This window comes from Pseudomonas sp. SP16.1 (assembly GCF_052682975.1).
Genome location: NZ_JBQYFZ010000001.1, coordinates 4,764,872 through 4,778,827 on the forward strand (window position 1 = coordinate 4,764,872; position 13,956 = coordinate 4,778,827).

Consider the following 13,956-nt stretch of genomic DNA (forward strand, 5'->3'; position numbering starts at 1 on the left):
GACTTTTCCTACACAACCTGACTTCACTGGAGCATCCCTGAATGGAATGGCTTGGCAACCCGGAAATCTGGGTCGCGTTCCTGACCCTGACCGCCCTGGAAATCGTCCTCGGCATCGACAACATCATCTTCATCTCGATCCTGGTCGGGCGCCTGCCGGTCGAGCAGCAACCCAGGGCGCGCTTCTTCGGCCTGGCGTTGGCCATGGGCACGCGCATCCTGCTGCTGCTGTCGATCACCTGGGTGATGCGCCTGACCGACGACCTGTTCCAGGTCTTCGGCCAGGGCGTCTCCGGACGCGACCTGATCCTGTTCTTCGGCGGCCTGTTCCTGCTGTTCAAGAGTACCGCGGAGATCTACCACAGCCTGGAAGGCGCCGAAGAGGCCGCGCAGGGTGGGGCGAAGAAGGGCTACGGCTTCATGGGCATCATCATCCAGATCGCCATCATCGACATCGTCTTCAGCCTCGACTCGGTGATCACCGCCGTCGGCCTGGTGCAGCACGTGCCGGTGATGATCGCCGCCATCGTCATCTCGGTGATCGTCATGATGCTGTCGGCCGGCACCATCAGCGCCTTCATCGACAAGCACCCGAGCCTGAAGATGCTGGCATTGTCCTTCCTCATCGTGGTCGGCACCGTGCTGATCGCCGAGAGCTTCGGCGTGCACGTGCCCAAGGGCTACGTCTACTTCGCCATGGCCTTCTCCCTGGCCGTGGAGGCGATCAACATCCGCCTGCGCAGGGCCCAGGCGCGGGCGCGCGAGGAAGAGCTGGAGCCGGTGCAGCTGCGCAAGGGCTCGCCGGATTGACTGGCGGGGAGTAGGCTGTAGGGCCTGCTCCCGTTCTTCGCTCCCGAGGTAATTCGCCATGGCCCTGGAAACCTGGCTCGCTTTCTTCGTCGCCTGCTGGGTGATCAGCCTGTCGCCGGGTGCCGGCGCCGTGGCCTCGATGTCCGCCGGCCTGCAGTACGGCTTCTGGCGCGGCTACTGGAACGCCCTCGGCCTGCAACTGGGCCTGGCCCTGCAGATCGCCATCGTCGCCGCCGGTGTCGGCGCCATCCTCGCCGCCTCGGCGCTGGCCTTCAGCCTGATCAAGTGGTTCGGCGTCGCCTATCTGGTCTATCTGGCCTACCGGCAGTGGATCGCGCTGCCCGGCGACCTCGCTGCCGGCGCCGCCGAGCGTCCCAGCGGCCGCCCGCTGACCCTGGTGCTGCGCGGCTTTTTGGTCAACGCCAGCAACCCCAAGGCGATCGTCTTCATGCTCGCCGTGCTGCCGCAATTCATCGCCCCGCACGATCCGCTGCTGCCGCAGTACCTGCTGATGGGCGTGACCATGATAGTGGTCGACCTGATCGTCATGGCCGGCTACACCGGCCTGGCCTCGCGCGTGCTGCGGGTGCTGCGCACGCCGCGTCAGCAGCGCCTGATGAACCGCAGCTTCGCCGCGCTGTTCGCCGCCGCCGCCGGTTTGCTGGCCACGGTCAAGCGCGCGGCGGTCTGATTCGTGTTCTACGCACGGCCGTCGTCCTGGCGGCCGTGGCCGGGTTCCCGGCGCCTTTTCGAACAATCCGTTCGACCGATTATTACAAGATGTTTCAGATTGTCCTTGTGCGAGCTCGATAGGGCGGCAACAATTTAATGCCACCCATTCTCGTTTGGGGCCTTTCGATGACCCGTTTCCGCTCGCTGTTTTCCTGGCTGCTGCTGCCGCTGCTGGCCAGTCTCAGTTTTCTCGCCCTGGGCGAACCCCTCGACGGCGCCGCCCAGGCGCTGCATCTGCTCGGCTATATCGGCGCCGACTATCCCTCCACCGTGGCCGCCGGCCAGGTGGTCGAGCCCGGCGAATATCAGGAACAACTGGAGTTTCTCGACCTGCTGCAGGGGCTGATCCTCGCCCTGCCGGCCAGGCCCGAACGCGCCGAGCTGGAGCAGGGCGCCGCCGCTCTGCGTCAGGCCATCGCCCAGCGCCAGCCGGGCGCGCAGGTCGCTGGCGCGGCGCGGCGACTGGCCGCGCGTCTGGCTGAGCTGTACCAGGTCGCCCAGACGCCGGCGCTGACTCCCGCTCCCGAGCGCGGCGCGCCGCTCTACGCCCAGCACTGCGCGATCTGCCACGGCGAGCGCGGCGCCGGCGACGGCCCGGCCGGGCTCGGCCTCGAGCCGCCGCCAGCCGACCTGAGCGACGTCGCGCGGCTGGATCGCCTGAGTCTGTACGACCTGTTCACCACCCTCGGGCTGGGCATCGACGGCACCGATATGCCGGCCTTCGCCGACCAGCTCGACGAACGCCAGCGCTGGGACCTGGCCAGCTATATCGCCGGCTTCAGCGCCCAGGCGCAGGCCGGGACGGCCAGCTTCAGCCTGGCGCAGCTGGCCGCGCGCACGCCCGCCGAGGTCGCGGTAGAAGGCGGCGATGTGGCCGCCTTTCGCGCCCAGCGCAGCCGCCCGCCGCAGCAGCAGCGCGGGCCGCAGGCGCTGATCGAGCACAGCCGCGCGACCTTGGAGCGCAGCCTGGCGGCCTACCGCACGGGCGACCGGGAGCAGGCCTACGACCTCTCCGTCGGCGCCTATCTGGAAGGCTTCGAGCTGGTGGAAGGCGCCCTCGACAACCTCGACGCGGAGCAGCGCAAGCGCGCCGAACGGGCGCTGATGGCCTACCGGCAGACGCTGCAGGACGGTGCCGGCATCGGCGCCGCGGCGCAGGCGCTGGAGCTGGCCAAGGCCGAGCTGGACCAGTCCGCCGCGCTGCTGGCCGCTGGCGGCATGGACGGCAGCCTGAGTTTCTTCGCCAGCCTGCTGATCTTGCTGCGCGAGGGGCTGGAGGCGATCCTGGTGCTGGCGGCGATCCTCGCCTTCCTGCGCAACACCGGCCAGGCGCGGGCGCTGCGCAGCGTGCATCTCGGCTGGAGCCTGGCGCTGCTGGCCGGCCTCGCCACCTGGGCGGTGGCGGCCTACCTGATCGACATCGGCGGCGCCCAGCGCGAACTGCTGGAGGGCATCACCGCGCTGTTCGCCAGTGTGGTGTTGCTGTGGGTCGGGGTGTGGATGCACGACCGCCGCCATGCCGCGGCCTGGCAGGACTACATCAAGGGCAGCCTGGTTGGCGGCGGCGGGCGCTTTGGTTTTGCCGTGCTGGCGTTCTTCGCGGTCTACCGCGAGCTGTTCGAGGTCATCCTGTTCTACGAGACCCTCTGGTTGCAGGCCGGGCCGCAGGGCCACGGTGCGGTGCTGGCCGGCGCGGCGGTGGCGCTGACGTTGCTGCTCGGCCTGGCCTGGGTGATCCTGCGCGGCTCGCGCAAGCTGCCACTGGCGACCTTCTTCGGCGTCAACGCGGTGTTGCTCTGCGTGCTCTCGGTGGTGTTCGCCGGCCATGGCGTGGCCGCGCTGCAGGAGGCCGGGGCGCTCGGCACGCGGCCGCTGGCCTTCTTCGAATTCGACTGGCTGGGCATCCACGCCGACGCCTGGAGCCTGTCGGCCCAGGGCCTGGCCCTGGCGCTGATCGCCCTGCGCTATGGCCGTGGCCGGGTCGGCGAGCGGCGCCGACTCGCCGAGCAGGATTGAGCCGGCCAGACCTGCGAGGGTGGTCGACGCCACCCCCGGTTGCGCAGAGCGTGAACCGCCGCCACGACAGCCGGTCTCAGTGCACCTAGGCTGATCCGATTTCCCAACTGGCGAGCGCGCGCATGTCCTCCACCCTGCATTCCACCCATTACGCCGACAGCCCCGACCTGGCGCTGGCGGTGCTGCGTCATCCGCCGCTGGAGCAGGCGCTGTTCGCCGCCTGCGCCGAACTGGCGGTGCAACAGGCTTATCTGGCAGCGCTACGCGACCCGGCCATTGGCCCGCAGCCGCGCCTGTTGCTGGCGGTGGCCGGTGCCGACGTGCGCGTGCAGCGGCGTCTGGCCGCGCTGGTGGCCGAGCTGCTGCCGGACGAGGTGGAGCTGGACCTGATCGAGCTGGCCGACGACAACCTGTCGCGCGCGGTGCGCGAGCGCTGCCAGGCCTTCTATCCGGCCTGAGTCACCAGGGAATCGGCTGGCCGTCCCAGGCCCAGAAGCTGCCGGTCTGTTCCGGGCCCTGGCTTTCCAGCACGGCGAGCAGGCGTTCGGCGGCGAACGCCGGGGTGAACAGCTGGTCCGCCGGCACGTTGGCCTGGAACGGCCGCGACAGCTCGGTGTCGGTGGTGCCCGGATGCAGGGCCAGCACGCAGCTCTGCGGATTGAGCCGGCGCAATTCGATGCTGGCGCTGCGCAGCATCTGGTTCAGCGCCGCCTTGCTGGCGCGGTAGCTGTACCAGCCGCCGAGGCGGTTGTCACCGATCGAGCCGACCCGCGCCGACAGCGCCGCTACGGTGCAGGGGTGCTGGCCGCGCAGCAGCGGCAGCAGGTGCTTGAGCAGCAGGATGGGGGCGAAGGTGTTGCGCTCGAAGCTTGCCCGCAGGCTGGCCAGGTCGAGCTGGCCGAGGTTCTTCTCGGCGCGGCTGTCACCTTCCTGCAGGGTGCCGACGCTGCAAAGCAGCAGGTTCAGGCGCACCCCGGCGTTCTGCAGGTGACGGCTCAGGCTGTCCAGCGCGGCCTCGTCGCAGGCGTCCACGTCCAGATATTGCAGGCGCTCGCCGTACTGCCCGGCCAGGTCGTCGAGCGGCGCTGACTGGCTGGCGTAGCGCGCCAGGGCCCACACCCGCGCCACCTGATCGTATGTCAGCAGCTGCTCGGTCAGGGCCAGGCCGATACCACGGCTGGCGCCGCAGATCAGCACTTCGGCGGGGGCGGACAGGCGCTGCCAGAACGTCATGAGGTTCTCCTGCTGGTGGATGCGCAGCTGGCATACTGGCCGCTGGCTTGTTCAGGATAGTGCAGCATGCGCGTGTGGATCGATGCCGACGCCTGCCCTCGGGCGGCGCGGGACCAGGTGGTGAAGTTCGCCCTCAAACGGGGGCTCGAGGTGGTGCTGGTGGCCGGCCAGGCGGTGGCGCGGCCGAATTTCGCCTGCGTCAGGCTGATCGTGGTGCCCAGCGGCCCGGACGCGGCGGACGATCATCTGGTCGAGCACGCCCAGCCCGGCGAGCTGGTGATCTGCAGCGACGTGCCGCTGGCCGACCGCCTGGTGAAGAAGGGCGTGGCGGCGCTCGATCCGCGTGGTCGCGAGTTCGACGAGCGCAACATGGGCGAGCGCCTGGCGGTGCGTAACCTGTTCACCGACCTGCGCGAGCAGGGCCAGGTCGGCGGCGGCCAGGCGCCTTACGCGGAAAAGGATCGACAGGCCTTCGCCAATGCGCTGGATCGGATCCTGACCCGCTTGCGCAGGTAACTCGTCCCGGATTGCATCGGGGCTCCTCGTTTGGCGGTGCTTTCCGGTTGCGTAGAGTGGAAAACCGCGAAGCGTTTTCCACCGCAAAAGCGGTGGATGTGAAAAGCGACATCCACCCTACGATCTCAATGGGTCGATGGCTGCCCGGATTGCATCCGGGCCACGAGCGCTATCCACACAGATAGGTGCCGGTGCCCACCGCCACCAGGGTGCCGTCGTCGCTGTGCAGTTCCATGCGCACCACCGCCACCTTGTTGCCGGCGCGCAGCGGCACCGCGGTGGCGGTGAAGCGCTGGCCGCGGCCGGGGCGCAGGTAGTCGATGCGCAGGTCGATGGTGCCCAGCTTGGACAATCGGGCCATGCGCTCGGCCGCCGGCAGGTGCTGGTGGTTGGCGAAGGCGCCGATCAACGCCATGGCGCCGCCGCAGACGTCGAGCAGCGAGGAGATCACCCCGCCGTGGAGGATGCCGTGGACGAAGTTGCCGATCAGCTCGGGTTTCATCGGCAGGTGCATGGTCACCCGCTCCAGACTCAGCTCGTCCAACTCGATGCCGAGCACCTGGTTGAACGGGATGCGCTGGAAGAAGCCGGCCACCGCTTGCTGCAGTTCGGCGTCGAAGACGAAGGGTTGAGACATGGCGCGGGCTCCGCAAAGGCGTGTAGCCACGCTGCCGCAATGCGGCGGACTTGGCCAGAGGCGCGGCCGGAGTGCCGCGGGCATTGGCCGGATCGGCCTGGGAGGCTGGCCTGACAGCCGATAGGGTGGGCCGGGCGGCGTTCCGCTTTAGCCCACCAATGGTGATCAGCGTGGGCTAAAGCCCACCCTACAGGGCCCCGGCGCCAATCAAAGCGCAACGCCACCCAGGTCAGTGGTGAGCCAGCTCCAGCACCCGGTCGACCAGCTTGTTGATCCCGGACGCAGCCTCGGCGATGGACTGGGCGAGCATGTAGGCGGGGGTGGTGATCAGCTTGCGGTCGTGATCCTCGACTATTTCGCTGACTTCGCACTCGTGGTGCTCGGCGCCCATCTGGGTCAGCGCGGCGGCGGTGTCGTGGTCGGTGCCGATGGTGCAGATCACCCCCGGGCCGAAGATCTTCGCCGCCAGGGCCGGGGCGATGCAGATCAGGCCGACCGGTTTGCCGGCGGCGACGAAGGCCTTGCACGCGGCCAGCACGTCGGGCTGCACGCTGCAGGCGGCGCCACTGATGGCGAAGTCGGAGAGGTTCTTCGCCACGCCGAAGCCGCCGGGCAGGATCAGCGCGTCGAAGTCGGCCACGTGCAGCTCCTTGACGTCCTTGATCTTGCCGCGGGCGATGCGGGCGGACTCCACCAGCACGTTGCGCGTTTCGTCCATCTCGTCGCCGCTGTAGTGGTCGACCACGTGCAGCTGCGTCACGTTCGGGGCGAAGCACTGCACCACCGCGCCGCGCTGGTCCAGGCGCAGCAGGGTGATCACGCTTTCATGGATTTCGGCGCCGTCGTAGACGCCACAGCCGGACAGAATCACTGCCACCTTTTTGTTCATGCTCGACTCCTGCTGGGAAAATACGTCGCCCGTGCCGGCGGTGCGGTGGGCGGCTACCAATTCGCGGCTGCGGTGCCTGTCGTCAAATGCCGCTCAGACTGTCATTTGCAGCCGCGAGCCGCTTCGGGCCGCGGACTAGGATGATTAACAGACTAGCCCGAAGACAAGCGCTACGACATGAATTACATCCTCTATGCGGTGCCCTTGTTCTTTCTCCTGATCGGCCTCGAGCTGCTCGCCGATCGCTGGCGTGGCCGGCACAGCTATCGCCTGGCCGATGCGCTCAGCAGCCTCGGCACCGGGTTACTGTCGCAGGCCACCGGGGTGCTGACCAAGGCGGTCGGCCTGCTCACCTACACCTTCGCCTGGCAGCACCTGGCGTTGTTCGAGCTTTCCGCCGATAGCCTGTGGGTGTGGCTGCTGGCCTTCGTCTTCTACGACCTCTGCTACTACTGGAACCACCGCCTGGGCCACGAGCGCAACGTGCTGTGGGCCGCCCATGCGGTGCATCATCAGAGCGAGGACTACAACCTCTCCACCGCGTTGCGCCAGACCAGTACCGGCTTCCTCTTCGGCTGGATCTTCTACCTGCCGATGGCCGTGGCCGGCGTGCCGCCGCTGGTGTTCCTGACGGTGGCGGCGCTCAACCTGCTGTATCAGTTCTGGGTGCATACCCGGCACATCCCCAAGCTGGGCTGGCTCGAATGGCTGCTGATCACGCCCTCCAATCACCGCGTGCACCATGCACAGAACCCGGTGTACATGGATCGCAACTACGGCGGCGTGTTCATCCTCTGGGACCGGCTGTTCGGCACCTTCCAGGAAGAGCTGGACGACGAGCCGGTGATCTTCGGCGTGACCGTGCCGCTGGCCAGCTGGAACCCGCTATGGGCCAACCTGCAGGTTTACGCGGGGCTCTGGTACGACGCCAAACGGGCCAGTTCCTGGTGGGACAGGCTGCGCATCTGGTTAATGCCCACCGGCTGGCGTCCGGCCGACGTGGCGGCGCGCTACCCGCAGGAGAAGCCGGACCTGAGCCGCTTTTGCAAGTTCGAGGTGGCGCTGGGGCGAGGCCAGCAGATATACGCCCTGCTGCAGTTCGGCCTCTACCTGGTCGCCGGTACCTGGCTGCTGGCCCGCGCCGATGACCTGGCGCCGCTGCAGGCCGCGCTCGGCTGCGCCTGGATCGCCCTGGGGCTGTACGGCATCGGCGCCTGGCTGGAGAACCGCGCTTGGGCGCTGCGCCTGGAACTGCTGCGCCTGGCGCTCAATCTGCCGACGCTGTGGCTGGCCGGCAGCCTCGATCTGCTGGTGCCGGATGCGCGCGCCTGGGTCTGGCTGGCTGGCTACAGTCTGGTGAGCCTGCTCGGTCTGTGCTGGTTGCGGACGCGTGGGTCAACCAGCGCGGCGCTGGCGCCGCCGGTATAGCCAGGTCAGCGCCAGCAGCACGAGCAGGGCGCCGAGCAGGTACAGCTGGTAGCGGCGCAGATCCTCGAGCAGGCCACCCATGGCGCTGCCCAGGCTGTAGGCCAGCAGGCTCAGGCCGCCGGCCCAGAGGCCGACGCCTATGGCGTCGAGCAGCAGGTAGCGGCGCCAGGAATAGCCGGACAGGCCGATGGCCACCGGCATCACCGTGCGCAGCCCGTAGAGGAAGCGAAAACCCAGCACCCACAGGTCCGGATGGCGCCGCAGCAGGGCACTGGCTCGCTCGCCCAGCGCCTGCCAGCGCGGGCGCCGGGCGAGCAGCACGCGGCCGTGGCGGCGGCCGAGGTGGTACCACAGCTGGTCGCTGGCGAAGGTACCGAGGAACGCGCACAACGCCACCCACTCGATCTGCAGCAGGTCGCGCACCGCCAGGTAGGCGGCCAGCAGCAGCGACACCTCGCCCTCGAGGAAGGTGCCGAGGATCAGCGCCGGGTAGCCGAACTGGCGGATCAGGTCGTGCAGCATGGACGGTCTGCGTCTATGGGGAAGGCGCTCAGCCTACTCCTGCCGGGGCGCGCCCGAAAAGCGCCGACGCATGCCACAATGGCCGGCAATGCGTGCGACCCGCCGTCGCATCCGGTCACCCGGTTGTCATCATTTGGTCATAATGGCCGCTTATAACCGTCACACTGGCCCGCCCGTGCGGGCTCTGGAGTCTGCCGTGAGCGTCACCCCCGCCAATCGCCTGTTCCCCGCCACCCGCCTGCGTCGCAACCGCCGCGACGAATTCTCCCGCCGCCTGGTGCGCGAGCACAGCCTGAGCGTCGACGACCTGATCCTGCCGGTGTTCGTCCTCGATGGCGACAACCGCCGCGAGGCCGTGCCTTCGATGCCGGGCGTCGAGCGCCTGTCCATCGACCTGCTGCTGCAGGAGGCCGAGCATTGGGTGGCACTGGGCATCCCGGCGCTGGCGCTGTTTCCGGTCACCCCGCTGGAGAAGAAGTCGCTCGACGGCGCCGAGGCCTGGAACCCGGACGGCATCGCCCAGCGCGCGATCCGCGCCCTGCGCGCCAAGTTCCCCGAGCTGGGGGTGATCGCCGACGTGGCCCTGGACCCCTTCACCACCCACGGCCAGGACGGCATCCTCGACGAGTCCGGCTACGTGCAGAACGACATCACCGTCGATGCCCTGGTCAAGCAGGCGCTGTCGCATGCCGAGGCCGGCGCCCAGGTGGTCGCGCCGTCGGACATGATGGACGGCCGCGTGCAGGCGATCCGCGAGGCGCTGGAACTGGCCGACCACCACAACGTGCGCATCATGGCCTACTCGGCCAAGTACGCCAGCGCCTACTATGGGCCGTTCCGCGACGCGGTGGGCTCGGCCGCCAACCTCGGCAAGGGCAACAAGCTCGGCTACCAGATGGACCCGGCCAACGGCGACGAGGCCCTGCACGAGGTGGCCGCCGACCTGGCCGAAGGCGCCGACATGGTCATGGTCAAGCCCGGCATGCCCTACCTGGACATCCTCTGGCGGGTGAAGGACGCCTACAAGGTGCCGACGTTCGTCTATCAGGTCAGCGGCGAGTACGCCATGCACATGGCGGCGATCGACAACGGCTGGCTGTCCGAGGCGGTCATACTGGAATCGCTGACCGCCTTCAAACGCGCCGGCGCCGATGGCATCCTCACCTACTTCGCCGTACGCGCGGCAGAACTCTTGCAACAGGGGCGCTGACGCCCCCAGGAACCCGGCAATGAACACCGAAGGACTCAGTAGCGAATTGCATGACGCCCCCGTGGCGCAGGTGGAGGTGGCGATCGAGCCGCCCGTGGTGGAGACCCCGCCGCCGCCTCTGCCGGTGCCCGGTCTGGACGACAGCTCGCTGTACATCCACCGCGAGCTGGCCCAGCTGCAGTTCAATATCCGCGTGCTGGAGCAGGCGCTGGACGAGTCCTACCCGCTGCTGGAGCGGCTGAAGTTCCTGCTGATCTTCTCCAGCAACCTCGACGAGTTCTTCGAGATCCGCGTCGCCGGCCTGAAGAAGCAGATCAACTTCGCCCGCGAGCAGGCCGGCGCAGACGGCCTGCAGCCGCACCAGGCGCTGGCGCGGATCAGCGAGCTGGTGCACGAGCAGGTGGAACGACAGTACGCCATCCTCAACGACACCCTGTTCCCGGCGCTGGCCAAGCACAACATCAACTTCATCCGCCGGCGTTTCTGGACCACCAAGCTCAAGGCCTGGGTGCGCCGCTACTTCCGCGACGAGATCGCGCCGATCATCACCCCAATCGGCCTCGACCCGACCCACCCGTTCCCGCTGCTGGTGAACAAGAGCCTGAACTTCATCGTCGAACTGGAAGGCGTCGACGCCTTCGGTCGCGACTCCGGTCTGGCGATCATCCCGGCACCGCGCCTGCTGCCACGGATCATCCGCGTGCCGGAGGACGTCGGCGGGCCGGGGGACAATTACGTGTTCCTCTCCTCGATGATCCACGCCCATGCCGACGACCTGTTCCAGGGCATGAAGGTCAAGGGCTGCTACCAGTTCCGCCTGACCCGCAACGCCGACCTGTCGGTGGACACCGAGGATGTCGAGGACCTGGCTCGCGCCTTGCGCGGCGAGCTGTTCAGTCGCCGCTATGGCGATGCGGTGCGCCTGGAGGTGGTCGACACCTGTCCCAGGCACCTGCGCGACTACCTGCTCAAGCAGTTCGGCCTGACCGAACACGAGCTGTATCAGGTCAACGGCCCGGTCAACCTGACCCGGCTGTTCAGCATCACCGGCCTCGACAGCCATCCGGAGCTGCAGTACACGCCGTTCACCCCGGTGATCCCCAAGCTGCTGCAGAACGCCGAGAACATCTTCAGCGTGGTCAGCAAGCAGGACATCCTCCTACTGCACCCCTTCGAGTCCTTCACCCCGGTGGTCGACCTGCTGCGCCAGGCCGCCAAGGACCCGCACGTGCTGGCGATCAAGCAGACTCTGTACCGCTCCGGGGCCAACTCGGAGATAGTCGATGCGCTGGTCGAGGCGGCGCGCAACGGCAAGGAGGTCACCGCGGTGATCGAGTTGCGTGCGCGTTTCGACGAGGAGTCCAACCTGCAGCTGGCCAGCCGCCTGCAGGCCGCCGGTGCGGTGGTGATCTACGGCGTGGTCGGGTTCAAGACCCACGCCAAGATGATGCTGATCCTGCGCCGCGAGAACGGCGAGATCGTCCGCTACGCCCATCTCGGCACCGGCAACTACCACGCCGCCAACGCCCGCCTGTACACCGACTACAGCCTGCTGACCGCCGACGTGGCGCTCGGCGAGGACGTGGCCAAGCTATTCAGCCAGCTGATCGGCATGGGCAAGACCCTGCGCATGAAGAAGCTTTTGCACGCGCCCTTCACCCTGAAGAAGACCCTGCTCGACCTGATCGCCAAGGAGACCGCGGCCGCCGCCGAGGGCAAGCCGGCGCAGATCATCGCCAAGTTCAACGCCCTGACCGATCCGAAGATCATCCGCGCGCTGTACAAGGCCAGCCAGACCGGGGTGAAGATCGACCTGGTGGTGCGCGGCATGTGCTGCCTGCGTCCCGGCGTGCCGGGGGTGTCGCACAACATCCAGGTGCGCTCGATCATCGGCCGCTTCCTCGAGCACACCCGGGTGTTCTACTTCCTCAGCGGCGGCGACGAGAAGATCTACCTGTCCAGCGCCGACTGGATGGAACGCAACCTCGACAAGCGCGTCGAGACCTGCTTCCCGGTGGAAGGCAAGAAGCTGATCCTGCGGGTCAAGAAGGAGCTGGAGGCCTACCTGACCGACAACACCCAAGCCTGGGTGCTGCAGCCCGACGGCCGCTATGTACGCCTGCAGCCCACCGGCAACCAGAACCCGCGCAGCGCGCAGTCCGGCCTGCTGGAGAAACTGACCGCACCGGTGGTCAGCGCCCGCTAAAAGCGGCCGCGTCCGTAATGCTGTTCACGTAAGCGTCGGCCGGACTTGTTGGTTCCCTCGCCCCTCTGGGGAGAGGGTTAGGGAGAGGGGGCAACTGGCCGTTTCACGGTGTTTTAGGCCCTCTCCCCCAGCCCCTCTCCCCTAAGCGGGAGTGGGGTGACGAATCCCACTGGCTCAGCTGATCAGCGTACGCTCAGGTCCAGGTCTATGCGCTTGAGCCAGGCGGCCTCGGCCTCGAAATCCGCCTGGGTCAGCGGGTTGGCCGCCAGCCAGCCCTCGGGGAAGACGATCTCCAGATTGTTCTCGCCGGCCTTGAACTGCACCTCGGGCATGCTCTGCGTGCCGCGGATATGGTGGAACAGGATGGCGAAGCGCAGCAGCACGCACAGGCGGATCAGCTTGACGCCTTCCTCGCCGAACTCGGCGAACTTGTCCTTGGGGATGTTGCGCCGGTGGCCGCGCACCAGCAGGGCGAGCATCTGCTGATCCTGGCGGGAGAAGCCGGACAGGTCGGAATGCTCGATCAGGTAGGCGCCGTGCTTGTGGTACTGGTAGTGGGCGATGTCCAGGCCCACCTCGTGCACCCTGGCGCCCCAGCTCAGCAGTTCGCGGTGCCAGTCGTCGTTCAGGCCCCAGTCGGCGGCCACCTTGTCCAGCGCCGAGAGCGCCTTGGCCTCGACCCGCGCGGCCTGGTCGAGGTCGACGTGATAGCGCTCCATGAAGGCCGACAGGGTGCGCTCGCGCACATCCTCGTGCTGATGGCGGCCGAGCAGGTCGTAGAGCACGCCTTCACGCAGCGCGCCTTCGGAGTGGCTCATGCGCTGCAGTTCGCAGGCATCGAAGATCGCCTCGAGGATCGCCAGGCCGGCGGGGAAGATGCCGCGCCGATCCGGCTTGATGCCCTCGAGGTCGAGCTTGTCCACCTCGCCGAGCTTGAACAGCTTGCGCTTGAGCCAGGCCAGTCCCTCGACGTTGACCTCGCCATTGCCCAGGCCGGCGCCCTTGATGGTCAGGCCGATGGCCTTGATGGTGCCCGAGGCGCCGACCGCGTCCTCCCAGCCGAGCCGGCGCAGGCCCTGTTCGATGCCCATCAGCTCCAGCCGTGCGGCGGTGTAGGCCTGGGCGTAGCGCGCCGGGGTGATCTTGCCGTCCCTGAAGTAGCGCTGGGTGTAGCTGACGCAGCCCATCTGCAGGCTCTCGCGCAGCAGCGGCTCGAAGCGCTGGCCGATGATGAATTCGGTGCTGCCACCGCCGATATCGGCGACCAGGCGCCTGCCCGGGGTGTCGGCGATGCTGTGCGACACGCCGAGGTAGATCAGCCGCGCTTCCTCGCGGCCGGAAATCACCTCCACCTGGTGGCCTAGAATCTCCTCGGCGCGACGGATAAATACTGCGCGGTTGCGCGCCTCGCGCAGGGCGTTGGTGCCGACGATGCGCACCGCGCCTTCCGGCAAGCTGGCGGTGAGCTGGGCGAAGCGGCGCAGGCAGTCGAGCCCGCGGGCCATGGCCTCCTCGCTGAGCTGGCGCTCGTCGTCAATGCCGGCGGCCAGCTGCACCTTGTCGCCGAGTCGCTCGAGGATGCGGATCTCGCCATGATCGGCCTTGGCCAGCACCATATGGAAGCTGTTCGAACCCAGGTCGATGGCGGCGATCAGCGGAAAACTCTCGGCGGGGGCTTGGGGCATGGCGGCGGCGTCTCGTTCGATGTCCGCGCCATCGTGCCACGACTGGACGGATGAGCCAACGCATACGGATGTC

The 13,956-nt window shown here is 67.9% G+C and carries 13 protein-coding genes; 8 read left to right on the forward strand and 5 right to left on the reverse strand.

Going from position 1 to position 13,956, the window contains the following annotated elements; translation table 11 throughout:
- The first annotated feature begins 41 nt into the window (after positions 1-41).
- From ACUTAF_RS22490 to ACUTAF_RS22505, 4 genes are all read left to right on the forward strand, one after another.
- Positions 42-809: a TerC family protein gene (locus ACUTAF_RS22490; protein ID WP_445582044.1), complete on the forward strand. Its 768-nt coding sequence runs from the start codon at positions 42-44 to the stop codon at positions 807-809.
- A gap of 58 nt (positions 810-867) precedes the next feature.
- Positions 868-1,500, forward strand: coding sequence for a LysE family transporter (locus ACUTAF_RS22495; RefSeq protein WP_445582045.1), 633 nt, complete (start codon positions 868-870; stop codon positions 1,498-1,500).
- 167 nt (positions 1,501-1,667) lie between these two features.
- Positions 1,668-3,557, forward strand: coding sequence for an FTR1 family protein (locus ACUTAF_RS22500; RefSeq protein ID WP_445582046.1), 1,890 nt, complete (start codon positions 1,668-1,670; stop codon positions 3,555-3,557).
- A gap of 122 nt (positions 3,558-3,679) precedes the next feature.
- On the forward strand, positions 3,680-4,015 hold the full coding sequence (locus ACUTAF_RS22505; protein WP_445582047.1) for an enhanced serine sensitivity protein SseB C-terminal domain-containing protein: 336 nt from the start codon (positions 3,680-3,682) through the stop codon (positions 4,013-4,015).
- A gap of 1 nt (position 4,016) precedes the next feature.
- On the opposite strand, the gene ACUTAF_RS22510 is transcribed toward ACUTAF_RS22505, so the two are convergent.
- On the reverse strand, positions 4,017-4,790 hold the full coding sequence (locus tag ACUTAF_RS22510) for an SDR family NAD(P)-dependent oxidoreductase (protein WP_445582048.1): 774 nt from the start codon (positions 4,788-4,790) through the stop codon (positions 4,017-4,019).
- Between the two features lie 66 nt (positions 4,791-4,856).
- Between ACUTAF_RS22510 and ACUTAF_RS22515 the strand changes: the two genes are divergently transcribed.
- Complete coding sequence (locus ACUTAF_RS22515; RefSeq protein ID WP_445582049.1) at positions 4,857-5,306, forward strand: YaiI/YqxD family protein; 450 nt, start codon at positions 4,857-4,859, stop codon at positions 5,304-5,306.
- A gap of 169 nt (positions 5,307-5,475) precedes the next feature.
- Here ACUTAF_RS22515 and ACUTAF_RS22520 read toward each other — a convergent pair whose 3' ends face one another.
- Both ACUTAF_RS22520 and elbB read right to left on the reverse strand, forming a co-directional pair.
- Complete coding sequence (locus ACUTAF_RS22520) at positions 5,476-5,943, reverse strand: thioesterase family protein (RefSeq protein ID WP_445582050.1); 468 nt, start codon at positions 5,941-5,943, stop codon at positions 5,476-5,478.
- Between the two features lie 229 nt (positions 5,944-6,172).
- Positions 6,173-6,832 (reverse strand): isoprenoid biosynthesis glyoxalase ElbB, encoded by a 660-nt coding sequence (gene elbB, locus ACUTAF_RS22525; protein ID WP_445582051.1) that lies wholly within the window; start codon positions 6,830-6,832, stop codon positions 6,173-6,175.
- A 177-nt stretch (positions 6,833-7,009) separates the two neighbouring features.
- Here elbB and ACUTAF_RS22530 point away from each other — a divergent pair, with 177 nt between their 5' ends.
- Complete coding sequence (locus ACUTAF_RS22530; RefSeq protein WP_445582052.1) at positions 7,010-8,260, forward strand: sterol desaturase family protein; 1,251 nt, start codon at positions 7,010-7,012, stop codon at positions 8,258-8,260.
- On the opposite strand, the gene ACUTAF_RS22535 is transcribed toward ACUTAF_RS22530, so the two are convergent.
- Entirely contained in the window at positions 8,228-8,782 is a 555-nt protein-coding gene (locus tag ACUTAF_RS22535) for a DedA family protein (RefSeq protein ID WP_445582053.1), read from the reverse strand. The two genes, ACUTAF_RS22530 and ACUTAF_RS22535, sit on opposite strands and share 33 nt — an antisense overlap.
- A gap of 196 nt (positions 8,783-8,978) precedes the next feature.
- On the opposite strand from ACUTAF_RS22535, the gene hemB reads away from it, so the two are divergent.
- Both hemB and ppk1 read left to right on the forward strand, forming a co-directional pair.
- Positions 8,979-9,992: a porphobilinogen synthase gene (hemB, locus tag ACUTAF_RS22540; RefSeq protein WP_445582054.1), complete on the forward strand. Its 1,014-nt coding sequence runs from the start codon at positions 8,979-8,981 to the stop codon at positions 9,990-9,992.
- A gap of 19 nt (positions 9,993-10,011) precedes the next feature.
- Complete coding sequence (gene ppk1 / locus ACUTAF_RS22545) at positions 10,012-12,198, forward strand: polyphosphate kinase 1 (protein ID WP_445582055.1); 2,187 nt, start codon at positions 10,012-10,014, stop codon at positions 12,196-12,198.
- A 182-nt stretch (positions 12,199-12,380) separates the two neighbouring features.
- Here ppk1 and ppx read toward each other — a convergent pair whose 3' ends face one another.
- Positions 12,381-13,883, reverse strand: a complete 1,503-nt coding sequence (gene ppx, locus ACUTAF_RS22550) for an exopolyphosphatase (RefSeq protein WP_445582056.1) — start codon at positions 13,881-13,883, stop codon at positions 12,381-12,383.
- Positions 13,884-13,956 lie beyond the last annotated feature (73 nt).

Coding starts and splice junctions, on each gene's coding strand:
- ACUTAF_RS22490 (WP_445582044.1), top strand. CDS start 42: ATGGAATGGCTTGGCAACCCGGAAATCTGGGTCGCGTTCCTGACCCTG.
- ACUTAF_RS22495 (WP_445582045.1), top strand. CDS start 868: ATGGCCCTGGAAACCTGGCTCGCTTTCTTCGTCGCCTGCTGGGTGATC.
- ACUTAF_RS22500 (WP_445582046.1), top strand. CDS start 1,668: ATGACCCGTTTCCGCTCGCTGTTTTCCTGGCTGCTGCTGCCGCTGCTG.
- ACUTAF_RS22505 (WP_445582047.1), top strand. CDS start 3,680: ATGTCCTCCACCCTGCATTCCACCCATTACGCCGACAGCCCCGACCTG.
- ACUTAF_RS22510 (WP_445582048.1), bottom strand. CDS start 4,790: ATGACGTTCTGGCAGCGCCTGTCCGCCCCCGCCGAAGTGCTGATCTGC.
- ACUTAF_RS22515 (WP_445582049.1), top strand. CDS start 4,857: ATGCGCGTGTGGATCGATGCCGACGCCTGCCCTCGGGCGGCGCGGGAC.
- ACUTAF_RS22520 (WP_445582050.1), bottom strand. CDS start 5,943: ATGTCTCAACCCTTCGTCTTCGACGCCGAACTGCAGCAAGCGGTGGCC.
- elbB (WP_445582051.1), bottom strand. CDS start 6,832: ATGAACAAAAAGGTGGCAGTGATTCTGTCCGGCTGTGGCGTCTACGAC.
- ACUTAF_RS22530 (WP_445582052.1), top strand. CDS start 7,010: ATGAATTACATCCTCTATGCGGTGCCCTTGTTCTTTCTCCTGATCGGC.
- ACUTAF_RS22535 (WP_445582053.1), bottom strand. CDS start 8,782: ATGCTGCACGACCTGATCCGCCAGTTCGGCTACCCGGCGCTGATCCTC.
- ppk1 (WP_445582055.1), top strand. CDS start 10,012: ATGAACACCGAAGGACTCAGTAGCGAATTGCATGACGCCCCCGTGGCG.
- ppx (WP_445582056.1), bottom strand. CDS start 13,883: ATGCCCCAAGCCCCCGCCGAGAGTTTTCCGCTGATCGCCGCCATCGAC.